Origin of the sequence: Bradyrhizobium niftali, assembly GCF_004571025.1 — a bacterium.
In the GTDB taxonomy this organism is placed as follows: domain Bacteria; phylum Pseudomonadota; class Alphaproteobacteria; order Rhizobiales; family Xanthobacteraceae; genus Bradyrhizobium; species Bradyrhizobium niftali.
In genome coordinates this window covers 79,071-100,983 of sequence record NZ_SPQT01000023.1, presented here as the reverse complement: position 1 = coordinate 100,983, position 21,913 = coordinate 79,071, and the positions used below count along the sequence as shown (strand labels likewise).

Genomic DNA, 21,913 nt, shown 5'->3' with positions numbered 1-21,913 from the left:
TTGCGCCGTTCCGCGATCCCGACGATGCGGGTTCGAGGACCCGCGTCCTCGCCCCGAGGCGCTCATCCCGGCCGTGAAATCGAGCGGCGGGCGTCGCTCATTTCCGCTATAATGAAACCATGACGATCGGGATTACCGGACCCGGACGCAAGGTACCAAGGCAAAGTGCCGTGGCCAGGCTCATCGTTGCGGCCATCGTCATTGGGACCTGCCTCATCCTGCTCGCGCTCGCGAGCGACCTCCTGGTCGGCTGGCTGTGGTTTTCCTCGATCGGCTATCTGCAGGTTTTTTGGACGACAGTCGGCGCCGAGGCCGTCGTCTTTCTCGCTGTCTGGACGACAACCGCCGTCATCTTTTGGTTGAACGGATGGCTCGCACTGCGCTTTGCCCGACGACGGCCGCCGCAGCCTGTCGCCGCGCCGGCGCAAAGCGCCGCGGGCAACGTGCAACCGGATCTGCTTGCGCTGGTGCGCGATCAACTGCCGTTGCCCCGGTTGATCGCAGGCGGTGCAGCTTTGCTCGCTCTTCTTGTTGCGGCGGAGGAAGCCGGCAACTGGGGCGTCTTCCTGCGATTTGTCTATCAGGTCCCCTACGGCGCAAACGATCCGCTCTACAACAAGGACATCGGCTTCTACCTCTTCTCGCTGCCCGCCTATATCGTCATCAGGAACTGGATGATGCTCGCGCTCGTTCTGGGCGGGCTGTTCGCCGCGGCCGTCTACTGGGTGCATGGCGACATCGAATACGACGTTCACCACCGGTCAATATCGCCGGCGGCGATCGCTCACGGCTCCGCTCTGCTTGGTTTCGTCTTCGCCGTAAAAGCCTGGTCCTATGTTCTCGACCGCTATCTGCTGCTCTATGGCGACAATAGCGTCGTCGTCGGCGCAAGTTACACCGACGTGCATGTGGGGCTGCCGGCGTTGTGGCTGATGATCGGAATTTCGATCATCGCGGCTCTTGCCGCCTGGGCGAACATCCGGGTTCGCACCTATCGGCTTCCGGCCGTGGCGATCGTGCTCGTCGGCGTCGGCATGTTCGTGCTGTCCGGCGTCGTTCCGGGGCTCTTCCGGCAGTTCTTCGTCAAGCCGAGCGAGCTGGAGCTGGAGAGGCCCTATATCGAACACAACATCGCGCTCACCCGGCAGGCATACAATCTCGATCAGATTGCAGCCAAGCCGTTTGCCGCCGAGCAGAAGCTTACCCCCGAGGTGCTCGAAGCCAACAAGGCGACAATTGAAAATATCAGGCTGTGGGACTGGCTGCCGCTGTCGGATACCTACGCGCAACTGCAGGAAATCCGCACCTACTACAAATTCCATGACCTCGACGTTGATCGCTACTGGCTCGATGGCTCCTACCAGAGCGTGATGCTCTCGGCCCGCGAACTGCGATCCTCCCTGTTGCCGCCGAACGCCCAGACCTGGGTCAATCGCCACGTGCTTTTCACCCACGGCAATGGCGCGGTGATGAGCCCGGTCACACGCAAGAGTGCCGAAGGACTGCCGCTGTTCTATCTGCGCGATATTCCTCCCGTCGCCGACGTCGGTCCCAGGATCGACGAGCCGCGCATCTACTTCGGCGAGCAGACCGACGACTACGTCATCGTCAAGGGCAGCACGCCGGAGTTCGATTATCCAAAGGGGAAAGAGAACGCCTATGCCGCCTATGGCGGCGCCGGCGGCATTCCGATCGGGGGAATGGCCGCGAGAATGCTGTTTGCTTACTATTTCAACGACCCGAACCTGATTCTTTCAAGCTACATCACGACCGACAGCCGGATCATGATCCGGCGCAATATCCAGACGCGGGTGAGCACGATCGCTCCGTTCCTCAGGCTCGATCATGATCCTTATCTGGTCGTCAGCGGTGGGCGCATGTTCTGGATGCAGGACGCCTATACGACGAACTCCTATTTCCCGTATGCAGAGCCGGCACAGGGGCTCGATCTCAACTACATTCGCAATTCGGTGAAGGTTGTCGTTGATGCGTATAACGGGACTGTCGACTTCTACCTGGTTGATTCCGGCGACCCGATTGCGGCGACCTACCAGCGCATCTTTCCGAGCCTGTTCAAGCCGTTCACGACGATGCCGCCGGACTTGCGGAAGCACGTTCGCTATCCGGAAGACCTGTTCCTGATTCAGGCCCGGATGTACCAAGCCTACCACATGGAGGCGGCCGACGTTTTCTACAACCGCGAGGATCTCTGGCAATTCCCGCGTCAGCCGGGCGGCGACGGCATCTCGATGATGACCCCCTATTACATCATCATGCGGCTGCCCGGCGAACCGCAGGCCGAATTCTTCCTCATGCTGCCCATGGTGCCGAGCCGCCGCGACAACATGATCGCGTGGCTCGCCGCGCGCTGCGACGCACCCGACTACGGCAAATTGATCGTCTACGAATTCCCCAAGGAGAAGCTCGTCTACGGGCCGTTCCAGATCGAGGCGCGGATCAATCAGAATACGGAGATCTCGCAACAGCTCACGCTGTGGAATCAGATGGGCTCGCGGGTGATCCGCGGGGCCAATCTGCTTGCGATTCCGATCGAGAACTCGATCCTTTACATATCGCCGCTCTATCTGCGAGCGCAGCAAGGACACCTGCCGGAGCTGAAGCGCGTGATCGCAGCCTATGGTGAGCATGTCGTGATGAAGGAAACGCTCGCCGAGGCATTGGCCGCCCTGTTCACGGAATCCGGTCCGGCGCCGGTCGCCCCGAGCAGGATGGAAGAGGCGCCCCTGGCAGGCCCGACGGCAAATCAGTCCAGGGAGGCACTTGATCGCTACAACCAGGCCGTGGAGCGATTGAAGGCAGGAGATTGGAAAGGGTTCGGCACGCAATTCGATGCCATGCGCGAACTCCTGGAAGACATGAACCGGCGTCCCGTCGACCGATGATGCCTCGGGCTTTCCGCATCCTTGGCCGAGGCAACTATGTGCGCGGACGCGTGCCTCAAGGGTGTGCCGTTAGGAATTACCGCGCAATTTGGATAGTATGAGAACTCGCAGTTTTAGTCTGGCTGGCGCCATTTCTCTGAGTCCGCCGGGTTTCAACAGATTGATTGTTTCGTCCAAAGGATTGAGCCTTGTGGCACTAGCCATCAACATCCGCGCCGACAACAGTTCTGCAACCGAGATCGAACGGCTGTGGGACCAGGTTGCTGCCTTTGAGGTCGAGCCGTCGATGCGCGCCCTCGGCTACCGACCGCATTTTACTTTTGCGATCTACGATTCCCCTTCGATCAGCGAGAAGACTGCATGGGATGCCATGCTGACGGCCGTCAGCGGCGAGGCGCAACTGCGTATCGAATTCAGACAAATTCGTTGGTTCGAAGGTTCGCCTCTCGTCCTCTGGGCCGACCCAGCGTCTAATGGGGCCCTGACCCGCATCCACAGCGCCATCAGTGCAGCAATTGATCCGGCGCATTGTCGCCCTCATTATCGGCCCGGAGCATGGACGCCACACTGCACGCTCGGCACGCGCATCGCCGACGAACGGCACGATGACGCCATTGCCTTTGCACGGTCATACGACGGCAGGATCGAAGTGCTGTTCGATGTGGTGGATTGCGTCGCCTTTCCGCCGGTGCGAATTATATCCGAGCAGAGATTGCCATCGTAGTCGGTCGTCAATCAGGGCGATGTGTTTCGCGAGAGCTCAGCCCATCCTGCGTACCAAGCGACGCTTTGACCTGATCCGCTGCAGGCGCGCCGTCTCGCGACTGCGCGGCCGTCGGGCAAAACAGCCGAAACAGGATGTCAACCCCGTCCTCGCAAAAGATTCCACTTTACCGAAATTCGGATTTGTCGTATGTGTCGGCCATCCCAGCCCGGCAAGAGGGGCGGTCGTACGTCGTCACGAACGCGGGCTGGGTTGCGGTGGACGCGGGCGGCGTTAAGGCGGTCGGTAGCGTGCAGGGCGAGATGAACCTCGTGAGCGCGCTACGGACCGCGAAGACGGACGGCGCCCAAGCTTTGCGGAGCCTTTGACTGAGCAGGGCCGTGCCCTGCGAAGCCTCTTGGTGAAGCAGGGTCAGCTCGCGTACGGCGAAACCGTGTGGTCCTGGCCGTCGTTGCTACGGTCAAGCCTTGGCGAAGGCGTCAATCGCGTCAACCGGCGCGGTGCCGTGCATTTCGCGAAGGCGAGGGAGGCCAGAACGAACTCGGCTCCCGGGAGAGCACGGCATAGGCCGTCAAACCATCGCGCAGGGAAGGCCGGGTTTCGGCTGCCCTGTGTCTCCCCTGGGCATTGCGTGTGCATCTGTTCAGCGCAGGGGTCTTAATGGGTGCCAGCCGGCGCCCGGTCTTCCCTGCGCCCTTTCTTTCGAGGGGGCGTGAAGCAAAGCAAAGCTCGGGCAAATCATGCCGCGAGAGCGCGGCCGCGCGCCCGGACCTCACGCCCGGACCTCCCATGTGAGCATGCTGCACCGGCATCCGCGGCGGTGGTCGTCGTGCCGAAAATCTGCCTCTATGCGGCCCAGACGTACCTCCGAAGCTGCTGCCTGGCCTTTGGAGATTTTGGCAATAGCATGCGGAGCGACGATATGAGCGGTTTGGTGATCTCTGGCGGCCGGGTGGTGGATCCGGCGAGCGGGATGGATGCCATCGGCGATGTGGCGGTGGTGGACGGCAAGATCGCCGCCGTCGGCGCCTCGCTCGGCGGCGCTGAGCGGGTGATCGACGCCACCGGCCTCGTGGTCGCGCCAGGCTTCATCGATCTGCACTCGCACGGCCAGTCGATCCCGGCCGACCGCATGCAGGCGTTCGACGGGGTGACGACGACGCTGGATCTCGAGGCCGGCGTGCTGCCGGTCGCATCCTGGTATGAGCGCCAGGCCAGGAAGGGACGCGTGCTGAACTACGGCGCCGCCACCAACTGGGCCTTTGCGCGCATCGGCGCGATGACGGGCTCCAATGCGGAAAGCTCGCTGGAGGCGTTCGGCAACGCCATGCGCGACCGCCGCTGGATGGACAACGTCGCGACCGACGCCGAGGTCGCCGGCATCCTCGATCGGCTCGCGCGCGGCCTCAACGAAGGCGGCATCGGCATCGGCATCTTGAACGCCTACGCGCCGGGCGCCGGCGTGCAGGAGCTGACCGCGGTCTGCCAGCTTGCAGCCGCCAAGGACGTGCCGACCTTCACCCACGTCGCCTACATGTCGCGCATCGATCCTGAAAGCGCGGCGGAGGCCTATATCCGCCTGATCGGCTATGCTGGCGCCACCGGCGCGCACATGCACATCTGCCATTTCAACTCGTCGAGCAAGACCGATATCGAGCGCTGCCGCGTGCTGGTCGAGAAGGCCCAGGCGCAGGGCCTGCCCATTACGGTCGAGGCCTATCCTTACGGCACCGGCTCGACCGTGCTGGCCGCGGCGTTCTTCAGCGACCCGCAATTCGTCGAGCGCAACGGCACCGGATATGACTCCGTGCAGCGCGTGACTGACGGCTATCGCTTCCACGACCGCGAGGAGCTGCTCAAGGCGCAGGCTGAAGAGCCGTCCTCGCTGGTGCTCTGGCACATCCTCGACACCGAGAACAATTCGCATCACCGCGACCTGCTCGACATGTCGGTGCTCTATCCCGGCGGCGCCATCGCATCCGACGCGATGCCGTGGACGACGTCGGACGGCAAGACTTACACCGGCGACGCCTGGCCGCTGCCTGACGATGCGACGTCGCATCCGCGCTCGGCCGGCTGCTTCACAAAGTTCATCCGGGAATGGGTACGCGAACGCAAGACGGTGTCGCTGCTGGAAGGCGTGCGCAAATGCGCGCTGATCCCGGCGGAGATCCTGTCGCAGAGCACGCCCGCGATGCGCGCCAAGGGCCGGCTCGCGAAGGACGCCGATGCCGATATCGTCGTGTTCGACTACGAGAAGCTCAGCGACCGCGCCACATTCACGGCGATGAACCGTCCGTCCGAGGGCGTGCGGCACCTCGTCGTCAGCGGCCAGGTGCTGATCAGCGACGGCGTGCTGGACGCGGCGGCGCGGCCGGGCAAACCCGTGCGTTGCCCCGTCGTCGAGAGCTGACCCATGCCGGTCCCCATTCTCCTGGTCACGGGCTTTCTGGGGGCGGGCAAGACCACGGTCGTCAACCATCTGCTGGCGCATGCGGAGGGACGGCGGATCGCCGCCGTCGTCAACGATTTCGGCGCGATCAACATCGATGCGGAGCTGATCGCGGGCGCGAGCGACGGCGTGGTGAGCCTTGCCAACGGCTGCATCTGCTGCTCGCTCGAAGGCGATCTCTTGCGCACGCTCGCGACTCTGCTGCGGCGTGATCCGAAACCGGACACCATCGTCATCGAGACCAGCGGCGTCGCCGATCCCTCCGACATCGTGCGCAACCTGATGGATCCGGTGATCCTGCGCGAGGCGCCGCTGGAAACCGTGCTCTGCGTGATGGACGCAGGCACACCGCCGTCAGCCCTGGATGACGCGCTGGTGCGCGCGCAGCTGCGCGTCACCGATATCGTGGCGCTCAGCAAGCTGGATCTGGCGGACGAGGGCGCGGGTGCCCGGATGCGCGAAGCCATCCGCGCGCTGCGCGTCCCCGCCGTGGTGGTCGATGCGCAGCACGGCGAGATTCCGTCCGCGCTGCTGTTTCCCGCAACCATCGATCGCGCGCCTGCGCCGCGCGAGCCCGGGCCGCGGCGGCCGGCAGAAGAGCGCTTCGAAACGCTGAGCTGGACCTCGGACCACCCGATCTCGCTGCCGCGCCTGCAGCAGGCCATCGGCCGGCTCGCGCCAAAGCTCGCCCGCGCCAAGGGCCTGTTCGAGACCGTCGAGCAGCCCGGCCGCCTGACCGTGTTCCAGTTTGCCGGCGGCCGCGCGACGCTGGCGCCGGGTGAGGCGCCAAGCCCAGGCGTGCCGCGGTCACGTATTGTCTTCATCGCCGAGCTCGGGGTGCTCTCGAAGGCCGAGCTCGACGGGATCATGGAGGGGTGCGTTGCGAGCGAGTGAGATGAGGCGGTAGGATGGATCGCAGTCACAGGGATCAGCCCGGCATGTCGCCTATAATCGCACCCGCAGACGCCGCTTCGCGCCGCGCCGCCAAGCCGACGATCGTCTATCCGGCCGGCACGATGCCAGGGCCCGACCTGGCCGCGCTCGAGCAAGCTCGCCGCACGATGGTCAAGACGCACGAGCTCACCGTGCCGCCACGCGATGCCAGAACATTTCGCGTGGCGCGCGGCCAGTTCTTCCGCATCGTCAGCATCGATGGCCCTCAGGTCGGCGACCTCAATCTCTGGAATGCAGAGGATCTCTCCGAGCGCTTCTTCAGCGGCAAGACGCGGGCGCTCCACGGCACGCATGTCGGCATCGGGGACCGGCTCTGGAGCAATATGCCCTACCTTCGGCCGATGGCGACCATCAGTCACGACACGCTCGGCTGGTACGGCTTCGATGAGGACGGCGCCGGCATTCATGATGTCATCGGCACGCGCTGCGATCCCTACACAAATCTCCTGTTGAACGGCACGGCTTACGATTTCTGCTGCCATTCCAACCTGTGCCGCGCGCTTGCCACCGAGCTCACGATGGAGCCTCGCGCAATCGAGCATCATGTCCACGACGTGCTCAACGTCTTCATGTGCACCGGCTTCACGAGGGACACGCACCAATATTTCATGAAGGCAAGTCCGGTCCGGCCCGGCGACTTCATCGAGTTTCTCGCGGAGATCGACCTGCTCGGCGCGTTGTCGGCCTGTCCCGGCGGAGACTGTAGCGCAACCCATTCCAGCGATGCTGCGGCATGCCATGCGCTCAAGATCGAGATCTTCGAGCCGGATCGAACGACACTGAAGGACTGGAGCTGGCCGTCGCCAAGTGCGTATCACCGTCGCCATGGTGGGCATGCGCAAAGTTGAGCCTCAATCCAGGCAGCTTCCCCGGAACGCAGCCATCTCACTCCCCCTCCGGCTCGGCCGGCTTCTCGGCAGCGCTGCACATCATCACGGTGACGCGCGGCCTCGCCGTGCTCGAACGGGCCTTCGGCGACGAGGCGCAGCTGCGCAAGATCGCTGCCCACACGATCGATCTCGTGCTCGGCAAGGCAGGCGGTTAGGCGTCAGCAGCAGGCAAGCGCGTTGACCGCCCGCGTTGCCGCATCCTCGTTCCCGGAGCCGACGAACTGGCACACGACAGACCCGAGTTCACCCGGTTGCTCGCTGCGGGCGACCGCCAGCAGCCGCATCAATTCCGCCTCGTCCTTCGACAGGCGCCGGCACGACGGCGGCATGAAGCACAGCTCGCACGGCCGGCCGCTGCGCAGGATCCTGACGAGCGCCGCAGCCCGTGCGACCAGCAACGGGCTGTCGGCAATGCCGGGCGCTTCATCGGCAAAGCGATACGCCGCCTCCCAGCAATCGGAGGCGCCGGTCGCATAGGCAGCTCCAATGAAGCGGAACAACGAGAGCGCGACGCGGCAGAATGGATCGTAGTTTTCGATGCTCGGACGGGCCGCAAGCGCGGCCTGGAGCGGGCAGGGTCGCGATTGGCAGGCCGGGTCAGGCACAGGATTGCTCGTAGCCTCCATCATGAACGATCTCGTCAATGCAATGTGGGACTGCCGACAAGCCAGCTCTTCATCACCATCGTCCGGTCCTGGTCAGAAGGCTCGACGTGCCGGTCAGGGAGAATGAGGCCGGCCATGCGGAAGATGGTCGCAAGTCCCCGCACCGGCGCCAGCGCCCAATCGGCGCCCACCGGTGGCAGCCAGCGCTCGAACTGCTCGCGCGCGACATCGTCGCGCTCCCTCTGCGCGGCGGCGATCGCCCGCAGGATTCCGTGCTCGCTCTCCGACATGCGCGGACAGGTGGGACAATGCACTTCGATCGCCGTATGCGCCGTGCAGGCGAAGATCTCGATGATCGCTTCCAGTGATGGCACGGCATCGCCCACGCGGAAATGGTCATACACCTGCTGGATGTCGGCCGCGGTCGGAACGGCACTTCCGCTGCGCGCCTTGGCGCGAAAGCCCCAGATGAAGAGCCGCTCGGCCGCGGTCAGTGCGGGAAGGTCGATGGGCTTGGCATATGTCGATTGATGCATTGAGCCTCTGGCCTTTCGCTGCGGGCACGCCGCGTCTGGCGTTGACTGTTTGCGCCGATCGTTCTGCCAGAGCCTGTCGCAAGTCAACGCGTCGAAGCCCGTTATCGAGGTCTTCTAGATTTGAAGCGTTTGGATTTCGGATGCGGCCGGCCCCGCAAACCTGCCGGGCCGCACGCGGCATACCGGCTGCCTGCCCACGCGATCTCAAGGGGATTTGGGGAACCCGAATGCTTAAAGCTTTGCTAAGGGGAACGGGATAAACAGGCATATCAGCCCTTCCAATTTTGCGAGCCCCGATGATTTTCTCCCGCATCAGTTTCAAGCTGGTCCTGATTGTCGGCATCAGCCTCCTCGGCATGATTGCGCTGGCGCCGATCGCGCTTTCGACCCTGCGCACGCAGATGGTCGCCGATCGCCAGGCCAAGACGCAGCAGATGGTGGATGTCGGCTACGGCATCCTGGCGCACTATCAGAAGCTCGAGAGCGAAGGAAAACTCCCGCGCGAACAGGCGCAGGCCGCCGCGATGGCAGAGATCAAGAGCCTGCGCTACGACAAGGTCGAGTATTTCTGGATCAATGACATGACCCCCAAAATGGTCATGCACCCGATCAAGCCCGAGCTTGACGGCAAGGACCTTTCGGGGATGAAGGACCCCGCCGGCAACGCGCTGTTCGTGGGCTTCGTTGACGTCGTCAACAAGCAGGGCGCCGGCTTCTACAGCTATCTGTGGCCGAAGCCCGGCTTCGACCAGCCGGTCGGGAAGATCTCCTATGTGAAGGGCTTTGCGCCCTGGGGCTGGATCATCGGCACTGGCATCTATCTCGACGACGTCGATGCCGTGTTCCGCCAGAACGCGACGACGTTCGCGCTGGTCTGTCTTGCCGTGCTCGTGCTGGTGCTCGGTGCTTCCTTCGTGATCGGCCGCAGCGTCACCAAGCCGCTGGCAAGCATTACGGCGCTGACCGAGCGCCTCGCTGCCGGCGACAGTGCGTTCGACGTGCCCTACACCGATCGCCGCGACGAAGTCGGCGGGCTCGCCAAGGCACTTGCCGTGTTCAAGGACAATGCGTCGGCCGTGGGCCGGATGCATGCCGAGCAGCAGGAGGCGAAGCAGCGGGCCGACGGCGAGAAGCGCAAGACGATGGCCGATCTCGCCGGGAAATTCGAGGCGAGCGTCCAGGCCGTGGTCCGCGACGTGTTCGACGAGGCGCGCGCGATGCAGCAGGCCGCGCAGGGCATGTCGGAGACCGCGAACAGGGCGACCGATCGCGCGAGCTTCGTCGCCACCGCCTGCCAGCAAGCCTCGAGCAATGTGCAGACGGTGGCCTCCGCCGCCGGCCAGCTGTCGTCCTCGATCAGCGAGATCAGCCAGCGTGTCGCGCAGGCCGCGACGGTCGCCGACAAGGCGGCCGCCGACGGTCAGCGCACCAACGACACCGTGCAGGGGCTTGCCGCCGCCGCGCACAAGATCGGCGAGGTCATCGACCTCATCAACCAGATCGCCTCGCAGACCAACCTGCTCGCGCTCAACGCCACCATCGAGGCGGCGCGCGCGGGCGAGGCCGGCAGGGGCTTTGCGGTGGTCGCGAGCGAGGTGAAGTCGCTGGCGAGCCAGACCGCGAAGGCGACCGACGAGATCGGTGCGCAGATCACCGCGATCCAGGCCGAGACCAACCAGGTCGTCGGAAATATCGAGAGCATCCGCGCCACCATCATGGAGGTCAACGAGATCTCCTCGTCGATCGCAGCCGCCGTCGAGGAGCAGGGCGCGGCGACGCAGGCGATCGCGCACAGCGTGCAGGAGGCGGCCTCCGGGACCGACCAGGTCTCGCAAAACATCTCCGGCGTGACCGATGCGACCGCCGAGACCGGTCAGGCCGCCGGCCTGGTGCTGCAATCGAGCGGCCGGCTGACGCAGAAACTGCAATCGCTGGAGGACGAGGTCAGCGCCTTCGTTGCCGGCGTGCGGGCGGCCTAGTATATCGGCAGGATGGACCCAAACTCCGATCGGCTCGCGCGCATCCTCCTGATCAATCCGAACAGTCTTGAGGCGACCACGGCGATGATGGTCGCCATCGCGAAGTCGGTCGCCGCGACCGGTTTCGACATCGTCGGCGCCACGGCAACGCGCGCGCCGTCGATGATCGTGTCGGCGGAGGCGCTGGAGGCGGCCGCCCCCGAGGTCGAGGAGATCGCGCGGGCGCATCAAGCTTCCTCGGACGGCATCATCGTCGCGGCGTTCGGCGATCCGGGCCTTGCCGGAATCAGGGCGGCGATCAGGCTGCCTGCGGTGGGCATCGGCGAGTCGTCGATGCTGGAGGCCGCCGAAGGTGGCCGCCGCTTCGGTGTGGCGACCACGACGCCGCTGCTCAAAGCGAAGATCGACGCGTTGCCGGACACGCTGGGATTGCGATCGTGCTACACCGGCACGCGCTTTGCCGAAGGCGATCCGAGCGAGTTGATGCGCGATCCGGCGCGGCTGCGCGCAGCCCTTGCCGGCGCGGTCGAGGTCTGCATCGCGCAGGACGGGGCGGAGGCTGTCATCATCGGCGGCGGGCCGCTGGGGGAAGCCGCGCGCGAGCTTCAGCCGATGTTCACTGTCCCTGTCATCGCGCCGATCCCGTCGGCCGTAAGGCGGATCGTTCGCCTCGTCACGGCGTAGCGTCTGCTTTTTCCGCGCCGCGGCATCGGCCGTGATGCGGAAAACTGTTTTCCTTGACATGAAGTGTGCGGTGCTCGACGTGTAACGATGCCGAGCGACGGCACGCGCGTGCCCTCGCGAAAAGAAAAACAGCACCGGGATGACGTCATGAACGCGGGCCTCAGCGAAAAGGACTACCTCGCCACCCTGCGCGGCTTGTGGGACAAGGCCTGGCCGAAGGGCATGCCGCGTTCGCCGAACTATCTGCACGGCGAAGTTCCCTTGACGGAATATCTGCGCGCCTGGGCGAAGCGGAGCCCGGATCGTCCCGCGGTGATCTTCTACGGGCACGTCACCACCTACGCCGACCTCGACCGGCAGAGCGACCGCTTCGCGGCGCTGTTGCAGGCCAAGGGCGTGCGCAAGGGCGATCGCGTCGCCGTCTTCCTGCCGAACTGCCCGCAATTCCACATCGTGTTCTTCGGTATCCTGAAGCTCGGCGCGGTCCATGTCCCCGTCAGTCCGCTGTCGCGCGCGTTCGAGCTGTCCTACGAGCTGAACGACACCGAGGCCGATGTGATCGTGGCGTTGGACCAGCTCATCCCCGTTGTCGAGCAGGTGCGGGGCGAGGTGCGGCTGCGCGAGATCATCGTCACCAGCTTTGCCGATGTCGTGCCGGCATCGCCCGCATTTCCCGCACCGGACTCGATCCGCGCGCCGCGCATCGCAGTCGCAGGCGCGACCGATCTGCTGCCGGCGCTTGCCGCGCTGACCGCGCCCGCGCCGCTGCCGCCGCCCGGCCTCGATGAGGTCGCCGCGCTCAACTACACCGGCGGCACCACCGGCATGCCGAAGGGCTGCGTCCACACCCATCGCGACATGGTCTACACCGCCGCCGCCAATTACGGCATCTCGGTCCTGTCGGACGAGAGCAGCGTGTTCCTGTCGTTCTTTCCGGAGTTCTGGATCGCGGGTGAGAACCTTGGCCTGATCTTCCCGCTGTTTTCCGGCTCGACGCTGGTGCTGCTGGCGCGCTGGGACGCCGTCGGCGCGATGGCCGCGATCGACAAGTACAAGGTCACGATCACCGCGATGCCGGTCGACGGCGCGGTGGAGCTGATGGACCATCCGCGCTGGAGCGAGTTCGACCTGTCCTCCTTGAAGCAGGTGCGCGTCGTCTCCTTCGTCAAGAAGCTCAACGCGGACTATCGCAGGCGCTGGAAGGATCTCACCGGTACGATCCTGATGGAGGCGGCCTGGGGCATGACCGAGACCCACACCTCCAACACCTTCACATCAGGCTTCCAGGACGACGATTTCGATCTCAACAACCAGCCGATCTTCGTCGGCCTGCCCGTCCCCGGCGCCGAGTTCAAGATCACCGATTTCGAGACCGGCGCGCTGCTGCCGCTCGGTGCCGAAGGCGAGATCCGGGTGCGGACGCCGTCGCTGCTCAAGAGCTACTGGAACAAGCCGGAGGCGACCGCCGAGTCGCTCGTTGACGGCTGGCTGCGCACCGGCGACATCGGCAGCATCGACAAGGACGGCTTCCTGCACTTCCTTGGCCGCCGCAAGGAGATGCTGAAGGTCAAGGGCATGAGCGTTTTCCCGCCGGAGATCGAGGCGCTGCTGGGACAGCATCCGAAGGTGCTGGGCTCGGGCGTGGTCGGACGCGACGATCCCGACAAGGGGCAGGTGCCGGTGGCCTATATCCAGCTCAAGCCGGAGGCGGTGGGTACCATCTCGGCGGAGAGCCTGCGCGCCTGGTGCGCCGAGCGCATGGCCGTCTACAAGGTCCCGGAGATCCGCATCATTGCAGCCCTGCCCCTGACGGCGACGGGTAAGGTGAAGAAGCAGGACCTCGATCCAAATCTGCCTGCCGAAGTCTGAGTGAGAGACATCATGTCGTTCAAGAAACTCCTGATCGCCAATCGCGGCGAGATCGCCATCCGCATCGCGCGCGCGGCGGCCGATGCCGGCATCGCGACGGTTGCGATCCACCCAGCGGACGACGCGCTGTCGCTGCATGTGCGTGTCGCCGATGAGGCGGTCGAAATCCCCGGCCGCGGCGCGCGGGCCTATCTCGACATCGAGGCGGTGGTGACGGCGGCGAAGGGTGCCGGCTGCGATGCGGTGCATCCCGGCTATGGCTTCCTCAGCGAGGACGCGGCGTTCGCCAGGGCTTGCGGCGACGCGGGCATTGTTTTCGTCGGGCCGAAGGCCGCGGCGCTCGAGCTGTTCGGCGACAAGGTCGCGGCGCGGCAATTGGCAAAACGCTGCGGCGTGCCGATCATCGCCGGCACCAGCGGGCCGTCGTCGCTGGAGGAGATCACGGCGTTCTTCACGTCGCTTGGCAGTAATGCGGCGATCGTGATCAAGGCGATGGCCGGCGGCGGCGGCCGCGGCATGCGCGTGGTCGAGAGCGCGGCCGACCTCGCGGAAGCCTATGCGCGCTGCCAGTCCGAGGCCAAGGCGGCGTTCGGCTTCGACGGCGTCTATGCCGAGCGGCTGATCCGCCAGGCGCGCCATATCGAGGTGCAGATCATCGGCGACCGCCACGGCGCGATCTCTCATCTCTGGGAACGCGAATGCACCATCCAGCGTCGGCACCAGAAGCTGATCGAGGTGGCGCCGAGCCCGTCACTGAGCGAGCCCTTGCGCGGTCGCATCATCGAGGCGGCGAAGCAACTGGCGACCGCCGCGGCTTACGACAATCTCGGTACCTTCGAGTTCCTGGTCGACGGCACGGCGGAGGACAGCTTTGCCTTCATCGAGGCCAATCCGCGGCTCCAGGTCGAACACACCGTGACGGAAGCGGTGCTCGGCCTCGACCTTGTCCGCGCCCAGCTTGCCGTCGCCGCGGGCAGCACGCTGGCCTCGCTCGACCTTGCGCAAGGATCGATCCCGAAGCCGCGCGGCTACGCCATGCAGCTCCGCGTCAACATGGAGACGCTGGACGAGACAGGCGCGACGCATCCGACCGGCGGCGTGCTCGCCGTGTTCGAGCCACCGTCGGGACCCGGCGTCCGTGTCGATAGCTTTGGCTATGCGGGCTACAAGACCAGCGCGGCCTTCGACTCGCTGCTCGCAAAGGTCATCGTGCATACGCCGGGCGAGGCCTGGCATGACGTGGTCGCCAAGGCTTCGCGCGCCTTGCGCGAATTCCGGATCGACGGCGTCGTCACCAACATCGCCTTTCTCCAGGCCGTGCTCGCGCATCCCGATTTCAGGACCAATCGCATCGCGACCGATTTCATCGACCGCAACATTGCGAAGCTCGTCGAGGCGGCCGATGGTGCGGCCAAGCCGCTCTACTTTGCCGCGACCGAGCGAAGCGGCGTTCACGGCACCGAGGCGCAAGTCGTGCAGGTCGTGCCTGAAGGCACGGTGATGGTCGCGGCACCCTTGCAGGGAACCATCGTCACTATCCAGGTGAAGGAAGGCGAGGTCGTGCGCCCCGGCCAGCAGCTCGCCGTGATCGAGTCCATGAAGATGGAACATCTCGTCATGGCCGAGCAGGGCGGCCGCGTGATGAAGCTCGTCGCCGGCGACGGCGTCACGCTGATGCATGGCGAACCGATCATGTATATCGAGCCGCTCGACGTCGCGGCCGATCATTCCGCGGCGGAGACCGATGTCGATCTCGACCATATCCGCCCCGACCTCGCCGAGCTGATCGCGCGCCAGGCCAACACGCTCGATGCGAACCGGCCGGCCTCGGTCGAGCGGCGCCGCAACACCAATCAGCGCACGGCCCGCGAGAACGTCGCGCAGATCGTCGACGACGGCTCCTTCATGGAGTACGGCAGCCTCGCGATCGCTGCGCAGCGCCGCCGGCGCAAGCTCGATGATCTCATCAAGAACACGCCGGCCGACGGCCTCGTGATGGGCGTTGCCACCGTCAATGCGGAGCATTTCGGCCCGGAGGGCGCGCGCTGCATCGTCGTGGCCTACGACTACACCGTGCTCGCGGGTACGCAGGGCCACATGAACCACAAGAAGATCGACCGCATGCTGACATTGGCGGAAGATTGGCGCGTGCCGCTGGTGTTCTACGCCGAGGGCGGCGGTGGCCGGCCCGGCGACACCGACCGGCTCGGCATGACAGGTCTCGACGGCCCGTCCTTCGTGCAGTTCGCAAGGCTCTCCGGCCTTGTGCCTGTGATCGGCGTCGTCTCCGGCTATTGCTTTGCCGGCAATGCCGCGATGCTCGGCTGCTGCGACGTGATCATCGCGACCAAGAACGCCTCGATCGGCATGGGCGGCCCCGCCATGATCGAGGGTGGCGGCCTTGGCGTGTACCACCCGGCCGAGGTCGGCCCGGTCTCGTTCCAGTCGCCGAACGGCGTGATCGACATCCTCGTCGAGGACGAGGAGGAGGCGACGTCCGTTGCGCAGAAATACCTGTCCTATTTCCAGGGCGCGGTGACGGAGTGGCAAGCCGCCGATCAGCGCCTGCTCCGCCGCGCCATCCCCGAGAACCGCCTGCGCGTCTACGACATCCGCAGCGTGATCGATCTCGTCGCCGACAAGGATTCCGTGCTGGAGCTGCGCCGCGACTACGGCGTCGGCATGATCACCGCGCTGATCCGCATCGAAGGCAAGCCGTTCGGCCTGATTGCCAACAACCCGCGCCATCTCGGCGGCGCCATCGATGCCGATGCCGGCGACAAGGCCGCGCGCTTCCTCCAGCTGTGCGACGCCTTCGATCTGCCGATCGTCTCGCTCTGCGACACGCCCGGCTTCATGGTCGGTCCGGAAGCGGAGAAGACCGCGATCGTGCGCCACGTCTCGCGCATGTTCGTGACCGGCGCTAGCCTCACCGTGCCGCTGTTCGGCATCGTGCTGCGCAAGGGCTATGGGCTGGGCGCGCAGTCGATGATCGGCGGCGGCTTCCATGCCTCGTTCTTCACCGCGGCCTGGCCGACGGGCGAATTCGGCGGCATGGGCCTCGAAGGCTATGTCCGCCTCGGCTTCCGCAAGGAGATGGAGGCGATCGCCGATCCCGAAGAGCGCGAGACCTATTACCGTAACAAGGTCGCCGAGCTCTACGCCAACGGCAAGGCGGTCTCGATCGCGTCCGTGTTCGAGATCGACAACGTCATCGACCCCGCGGAGACGCGGCGTTGGATCATGGCGGGGCTTAGGTCAGTGCCGAAGCCCGAGCCGAGGACGACGAAGAAGCGGCCCTGTATCGATACGTGGTGAGGGCGGTGCAGCAATTTTTGATTGCGCTCAGCCTTTCCGGTTCCCGATTGACATCCCCACCCGTGCTGCCAGACTTTGCACAATAATACAGGGTGGAGACGTCCGCGATGGCCAGCCTTTCGGCCTCGAACCATGTCGCCCGTGTCTTGTCCGTCGCCAATCACGTGGCCGACGTCGATGCCTCTTCGCGGATTGCCAATTCCTGGCGGCGCTGCCTGATCGGCCACAAGCTCGATCCCGCCCGCCAGGGCCCGCCGCAGACGCTTACCGAGGCAGAGATCCGGCAGGTCGCCGAGCCGATGGAGGAGACGATCCGGCTCGCAACGCCCGAGCTCGACGACCTCGCCCGCGTGCTGCGCGACGCCGGCTACTGCGTGAATCTGGCCGATGTGAACGCGACCATGCTGTTCAGCCGGCTTCCGGGCGAAGCCGATGCCAGGATGTTTCTGGACTGGAAGATCTACACCGGCTCGAACTTCGCCGAGACTTGTGAGGGCACCAACGGGCTCGGCACCGCACTCGCCGAGCAGAAGCCGATCCTGGTGCATCGCGACGAGCATTTTCGCGCGCAGTGGCACATGTTCTCCTGCGCCGTGGCGCCGCTGTTCGACCAGGCCGGGCGGCTCGCCGGTGCCATCAACATCACCTCCTGCCGCGAGGATCTCGAACGCGCCGCGCATCAGCTCGCGCTCGCGGTGACCATGGAGGCGACGCGGCGGATGGAGGGCGCGATCTTCCGCGGCCATTTCCGCAACGCCTGGATCGCGACGGTGCCGGGTGACGGCGGCAGCGGCCTGCTCGCCTATGACGACGACCGCCGCATCGTCGGCGCCTGCCGTTCCGCGCGTGCGCTGCTCGGCCTCACCGACGGCATGATCGCATCGGGTATCGACCTGTCGCGTTACATCAAGTTCGATCATCACGCCGCGCGCAGTGCGGACGATGTTGTTGACCTGCGCCGCGCCGATGGCAGTCCGTTGGGCCAGGGCCATGTCGCCCCACCGCTGCGCGCGAGATCATACGCTCCGCGCCGCGATGCGCCTGTCGATCGCTTCGATGCTCTGAGTCGGCTCGCCGGCCGCGATCCCGGCCTGATCAGAAGCGTGAAGCGGCTCAGGAGCATCGGCGATCACAATCTGCCGGTGCTGCTGCATGGCGAGACCGGCGTCGGCAAGGACGTGTTCGCGCGCGCCATTCACGCCGCCAGCAACCGCGCGCGCAACCACTACGTCGCGCTGAACTGCGCGGCGATGCCGGAGAGCCTGATCGATGCCGAGCTGTTCGGCTACGAGGCCGGGGCCTTCACCGGCGCGCGGCGCGAGGGCTCGAAGGGCCTGATCGTGCAGGCCGACGGCGGCACGCTGTTCCTCGACGAGATCGGCGACATGCCGATCGCGCTGCAGACGCGCCTCTTGCGCGTGCTGGAAAACCGCGAGGTCTGGCCGCTCGGCGCGCTCAAGCCGGTGCCGGTCGACATCCGCCTGATCAGCGCCACCCATCGCGATCTCGGCCGCATGGCGGAGGAGGGTGCCTTTCGCGCCGATCTCTATTTTCGTCTCCGCGGCATGGAGGTGAAGCTGCCGAGCTTGCGCGAGCGCGCCGACCGCGACGACATCATTCGCCAGATCGCACGCGAGGAAGCGCTCAATTGCCGCCTGTCGGACGAAGCCTGGGCGTTGCTCTCGGCCTATCACTATCCCGGCAACATGCGCCAGCTCCGACACGTGCTGCGGCTTGCCGGCTGCACCGCGGAGAACGGCGTCATCGCCGATGCCGATCTCGATCTGCCGCCGTTCGGCGGCCGTGCGGCGGAACCGGACCTCGCTGCGGCCGAGCGCGCGACGATCGTCGAGGCGCTGCGCAAGCACGGCGGCCGCGTGACAGAAGCGGCGCGTGCGCTGAAGCTCAGCCGCGCCACGCTGTATCGCAAGATCAAGCAGCTGAAGATCGAGACCGCGCAGTAGCGTCGAGGAGCGAGTCCCAGGCTTCGCCTCTCCCCGCTTGCGGGGAGAGGCCGACGCGCGAAGCGCGGCGGGTGAGGGGGACTCTCCGCGAGTCCAACTATTGCCGTCCCCGTGGAGACTCCCCCTCACCCCAACCCTCTCCCCGCAAGCGGGGCGAGGGAGCGCACCTGCGATGCCGCCCTTACGAAAAATCCGTCCAGCTCAGATGCCGTGAATCGAGGTCGCCGACTGTCACGGTGCCGCGGATTTCGTGAGGAACGTGGAAGCTGCTGCGCAGATAGACGAGCGGTGCAGCCCCGTCGGAATGCGACACCCCGCGGACCTCGCCGACGAAGATCGAATGCGTCTTGGTCTCGAACTCCTGCGCCAGTTCGCAATCGAACGCGGCTACCGCATCCGTCAGCACCGGTGCGCCGGTGGCCCCGCGCGTCCATTGCCCGAACGCAAAGCGGTCGTCGCCATTGACGCCCTTCTGGCCGCTGAAGGTGAGCGCCAGCAGCGCGTGGTCCTCGTGCAAGAAGTTGATCGCGAAGGCGCCTTCCTCGCGGATGCGCGCATGCGCGCTGGCGTTGCGGTTGACGCAGACGATCAGCGACGGTGGATTGTCCGACAGCGAGCAGGCCGACGTGACCGTGAGCCCGGTGCGCTTGCCGTGCTCGGCACTGACCGTGACCAGCGCGACGGCGCCGGCGCATTGGCGCATCGCATGCTTGAAATCCTTTGCGTCCACGCTCACGTGGAAATCTCCGAAACGGGTGCGGATGCGGCACGATCGCGCCGCATCCGCGTCGGGTCAAGCCGCCTTCTTCGCGGAGCCGAGATGCTTCAGGCGCGGCATCACCTCGTTGCTGAGCAGCGAGAGCGAGTGGTGCCAGGCCTCGGCCTTGTGCTTGTAATCGAAGCCGAACACCAGCAGCACGCCGAAGCCGCCGACCTCGTCGTAGATCTTCTCGATCTTCTCGGCGACTGTCGCGGGCGAGCCGACGATCCAGTTCCGCTTGGCGCAATATTCGACGGTGACGTCGCTGTCGGGCACGTCGGGCGCGTGCTTCAGGTAGTCCTTGAAGCCGAAATGGCCGAGCAGGGGCAGGAAGTACTCGTGCATCATCCGGCCCATCATGTCGCCGGTCGAGAGCTTCCAGGCCTCCGCGTCGGTGTCGGCGACGAAGACTTCGCGCACCAGCCGCCAGTCCTGCCGGTTCGGCTTGCGGCCGGTCTTCGCCGCACCGATCTCGACCGAATCCCAATGGCTGCCGACATAGGCGGGATTGAGGTTGAGGCTCATCGGGATGAAGCCGCGCTCGCCGGCGAGCTTCAGCGTGTCCGAGTTCTTCGACAGCCCGGCGACGCCGATCGGCGGATGCGGTGCCTGCAGCGGCTTGATGTGAGGCTTGAGGAAGTCGAACATCGTGTCCGGCTTGGTCACCGTCCAGAATTTGCCCTTGTAGGTCCAGGGCGCGGGATCGGTCCACATCTTCAGGATGATCTCCAGCGCTTCGCGAGTCATGTCGCGGTTCTGCCCGCTCATGCCGTCGACGTTGAACATCGCCCAGTCGCTCGGCAGGCCGCTGGCCGCGACGCCGAAATTGAGCCGGCCTTCGGACATGTGGTCGAGCATGGCGACGCGGTTGGCGAGCTCGGCCGGGTGGTGATAGGGCAGCAGGAAGCCGCCCGGCCCGATGCGCAGGCGCTTGGTCTGCATCAACGCCTGCGCGATCAGGAGATCCGGCGTGGGATTGGGTTCCCATGGTGCGGTGTGGTGCTCGCCGACCCAGGCCTCCTGATAGCCGAGCTCGTCGAGCCAGCGCATGACTTGCAGGTCCCAGTCGTTTCCTTCCTTCAGGCCGCACTCCGGCGGATGCGAAGGCATCGTGAAATAGCCGATCTCCATGGGTTTCCTCTCCATAGTTGACGCGTCTTGCTGCGCGGTTCACGGATGTGAGCGGAGAGGCATGAGCAAGCGGTGTGCCAGCGCGGCAGCGTCTCAGGCCTGCGAGAAAACGCTGGTTTGCGGTGGCAATAGCCGATATCCCGGGGCGAATTTGCTGGCCGTCGTCTCATTGTCGCGAGACGGCGTCTTGCCGGTGAGACGAGGACAAGAACCGAGATGAGCGAACCCGCCTATGTTGCGGTGGACTGGGGCACCAGCAGCTTCCGCCTGTGGCTGATCGATCGGGCCGGCCGGGTCCTGGCCGAACGCCGTAGCGATGAAGGCATGCTGGCGGCGGCCAAGATCGGATTTGCCGGCGTGCTGCAATCGCATCTTGCGGCGATCGAAGCGCCGGATCATCTGCCCGTTCTGGTCTGCGGCATGGCCGGCGCCAAGACCGGCTGGGTCGAGGCCGGCTATGTCGACACGCCGGCGCCGCTCGCCGCCATCCTGAAGCAGGCCGTGCGCGTGCCGGGCGGGGCGCGTGATATCCGCATCCTGCCCGGCATCGCGCAGCGCGACGTCAAGGCACCGGATGTGATGCGCGGCGAGGAGACGCAATTGCTCGGCGCGCTCGGCCTCGCGGCCGCCGGCGAAGCGCTGGTCTGCATGCCCGGAACGCATTCGAAATGGGTGCGGGTGAAAGACGGCACGGTCGCGCATTTCTCCACCTTCATGACCGGCGAGCTGTTCAGCGTCGTGTCGCGCGAGACGATCCTGTCGCTCGCGGTCGCCGGTGCCGATGACGCCGAGGATGTCGCGAGCTTCAAGGCGGCGGTGAAAGCCGCGTTTGAGGCGCCGGCCTTTGCGGCCAATCTCCTCTTCGGTGCGCGGTCGCGGCAGCTGCTGTTCGGCGGTACGCCGGCTGCGGCGCGCGAGACGCTGTCGGGCACCTTGATCGGTGTCGAGCTGGCGGCGGGTCTCTCCGGCGCCGTGCCGAAAGCCGGCGTCACGTTGATTGCCTCGGGGCGGCTCGCCATGCTGTACCGGCTCGCCTTCGACGCGCTGCCGGTGATCGTGACGCCGATCGATGCGGATGAAGCCGTCCGCCGCGGCCTGTCGATGGCAGCCGCGGCCATCTGGACGAGTTAAGAAGGATTCTTGA

General features: G+C 65.6%; 16 protein-coding genes. 12 read left to right on the top strand and 4 right to left on the bottom strand.

Translation table 11 applies throughout. The features are described from left to right. The first annotated feature begins 119 nt into the window (after window positions 1–119). From E4K65_RS32200 to E4K65_RS32175, 6 genes are all read left to right on the top strand, one after another. Window positions 120–2,903 (top strand): UPF0182 family membrane protein, encoded by a 2,784-nt coding sequence (locus tag E4K65_RS32200; RefSeq protein WP_135177554.1) that lies wholly within the window; start codon window positions 120–122, stop codon window positions 2,901–2,903. A 190-nt stretch (window positions 2,904–3,093) separates the two neighbouring features. Further along, on the top strand, window positions 3,094–3,627 hold the full coding sequence (locus E4K65_RS32195; RefSeq protein WP_135177553.1) for a 2'-5' RNA ligase family protein: 534 nt from the start codon (window positions 3,094–3,096) through the stop codon (window positions 3,625–3,627). Between the two features lie 820 nt (window positions 3,628–4,447). Beyond that, window positions 4,448–6,040: an amidohydrolase family protein gene (locus E4K65_RS32190; protein WP_135177552.1), complete on the top strand. Its 1,593-nt coding sequence runs from the start codon at window positions 4,448–4,450 to the stop codon at window positions 6,038–6,040. Between the two features lie 3 nt (window positions 6,041–6,043). After that, window positions 6,044–6,973, top strand: coding sequence for a CobW family GTP-binding protein (locus E4K65_RS32185; RefSeq protein ID WP_135177551.1), 930 nt, complete (start codon window positions 6,044–6,046; stop codon window positions 6,971–6,973). Between the two features lie 44 nt (window positions 6,974–7,017). After that, on the top strand, window positions 7,018–7,881 hold the full coding sequence (locus E4K65_RS32180; protein ID WP_167771317.1) for an urea carboxylase-associated family protein: 864 nt from the start codon (window positions 7,018–7,020) through the stop codon (window positions 7,879–7,881). Beyond that, complete coding sequence (locus E4K65_RS32175) at window positions 7,878–8,078, top strand: hypothetical protein (RefSeq protein ID WP_235885803.1); 201 nt, start codon at window positions 7,878–7,880, stop codon at window positions 8,076–8,078. Before E4K65_RS32180 ends, E4K65_RS32175 begins: the two co-directional genes overlap by 4 nt. 3 nt (window positions 8,079–8,081) lie before the next feature. Here E4K65_RS32175 and E4K65_RS32170 read toward each other — a convergent pair whose 3' ends face one another. Both E4K65_RS32170 and E4K65_RS32165 read right to left on the bottom strand, forming a co-directional pair. Next, window positions 8,082–8,552, bottom strand: coding sequence for a hypothetical protein (locus E4K65_RS32170; RefSeq protein WP_135177549.1), 471 nt, complete (start codon window positions 8,550–8,552; stop codon window positions 8,082–8,084). 11 nt (window positions 8,553–8,563) lie between these two features. After that, window positions 8,564–9,064 carry a hypothetical protein gene (locus E4K65_RS32165; protein WP_167771316.1) on the bottom strand — a complete coding sequence of 167 codons (501 nt, stop codon included), beginning with the start codon at window positions 9,062–9,064 and terminating at the stop codon, window positions 8,564–8,566. Window positions 9,065–9,360: 296 nt separating this feature from the next. On the opposite strand from E4K65_RS32165, the gene E4K65_RS32160 reads away from it, so the two are divergent. From E4K65_RS32160 to E4K65_RS32140, 5 genes are all read left to right on the top strand, one after another. Beyond that, window positions 9,361–11,043, top strand: coding sequence for a methyl-accepting chemotaxis protein (locus E4K65_RS32160; protein WP_135177548.1), 1,683 nt, complete (start codon window positions 9,361–9,363; stop codon window positions 11,041–11,043). A 12-nt stretch (window positions 11,044–11,055) separates the two neighbouring features. Further along, on the top strand, window positions 11,056–11,727 hold the full coding sequence (locus E4K65_RS32155) for an aspartate/glutamate racemase family protein (protein WP_135177547.1): 672 nt from the start codon (window positions 11,056–11,058) through the stop codon (window positions 11,725–11,727). A 147-nt stretch (window positions 11,728–11,874) separates the two neighbouring features. Continuing rightward, window positions 11,875–13,596, top strand: coding sequence for an AMP-binding protein (locus E4K65_RS32150; RefSeq protein ID WP_135177546.1), 1,722 nt, complete (start codon window positions 11,875–11,877; stop codon window positions 13,594–13,596). A 12-nt stretch (window positions 13,597–13,608) separates the two neighbouring features. After that, window positions 13,609–16,914, top strand: coding sequence for an acetyl-CoA carboxylase family protein (locus E4K65_RS32145; RefSeq protein WP_167771315.1), 3,306 nt, complete (start codon window positions 13,609–13,611; stop codon window positions 16,912–16,914). 107 nt (window positions 16,915–17,021) lie between these two features. Next, window positions 17,022–18,878 carry a sigma-54-dependent Fis family transcriptional regulator gene (locus tag E4K65_RS32140; protein WP_167771314.1) on the top strand — a complete coding sequence of 619 codons (1,857 nt, stop codon included), beginning with the start codon at window positions 17,022–17,024 and terminating at the stop codon, window positions 18,876–18,878. A 181-nt stretch (window positions 18,879–19,059) separates the two neighbouring features. Here E4K65_RS32140 and E4K65_RS32135 read toward each other — a convergent pair whose 3' ends face one another. Both E4K65_RS32135 and E4K65_RS32130 read right to left on the bottom strand, forming a co-directional pair. Further along, on the bottom strand, window positions 19,060–19,614 hold the full coding sequence (locus E4K65_RS32135) for a flavin reductase family protein (RefSeq protein WP_135177543.1): 555 nt from the start codon (window positions 19,612–19,614) through the stop codon (window positions 19,060–19,062). Between the two features lie 57 nt (window positions 19,615–19,671). After that, window positions 19,672–20,769 (bottom strand): LLM class flavin-dependent oxidoreductase, encoded by a 1,098-nt coding sequence (locus E4K65_RS32130; RefSeq protein WP_167771313.1) that lies wholly within the window; start codon window positions 20,767–20,769, stop codon window positions 19,672–19,674. A gap of 216 nt (window positions 20,770–20,985) precedes the next feature. Here E4K65_RS32130 and E4K65_RS32125 point away from each other — a divergent pair, with 216 nt between their 5' ends. After that, on the top strand, window positions 20,986–21,900 hold the full coding sequence (locus tag E4K65_RS32125) for a 2-dehydro-3-deoxygalactonokinase (protein ID WP_135177541.1): 915 nt from the start codon (window positions 20,986–20,988) through the stop codon (window positions 21,898–21,900). Window positions 21,901–21,913: the final 13 nt, after the last annotated feature.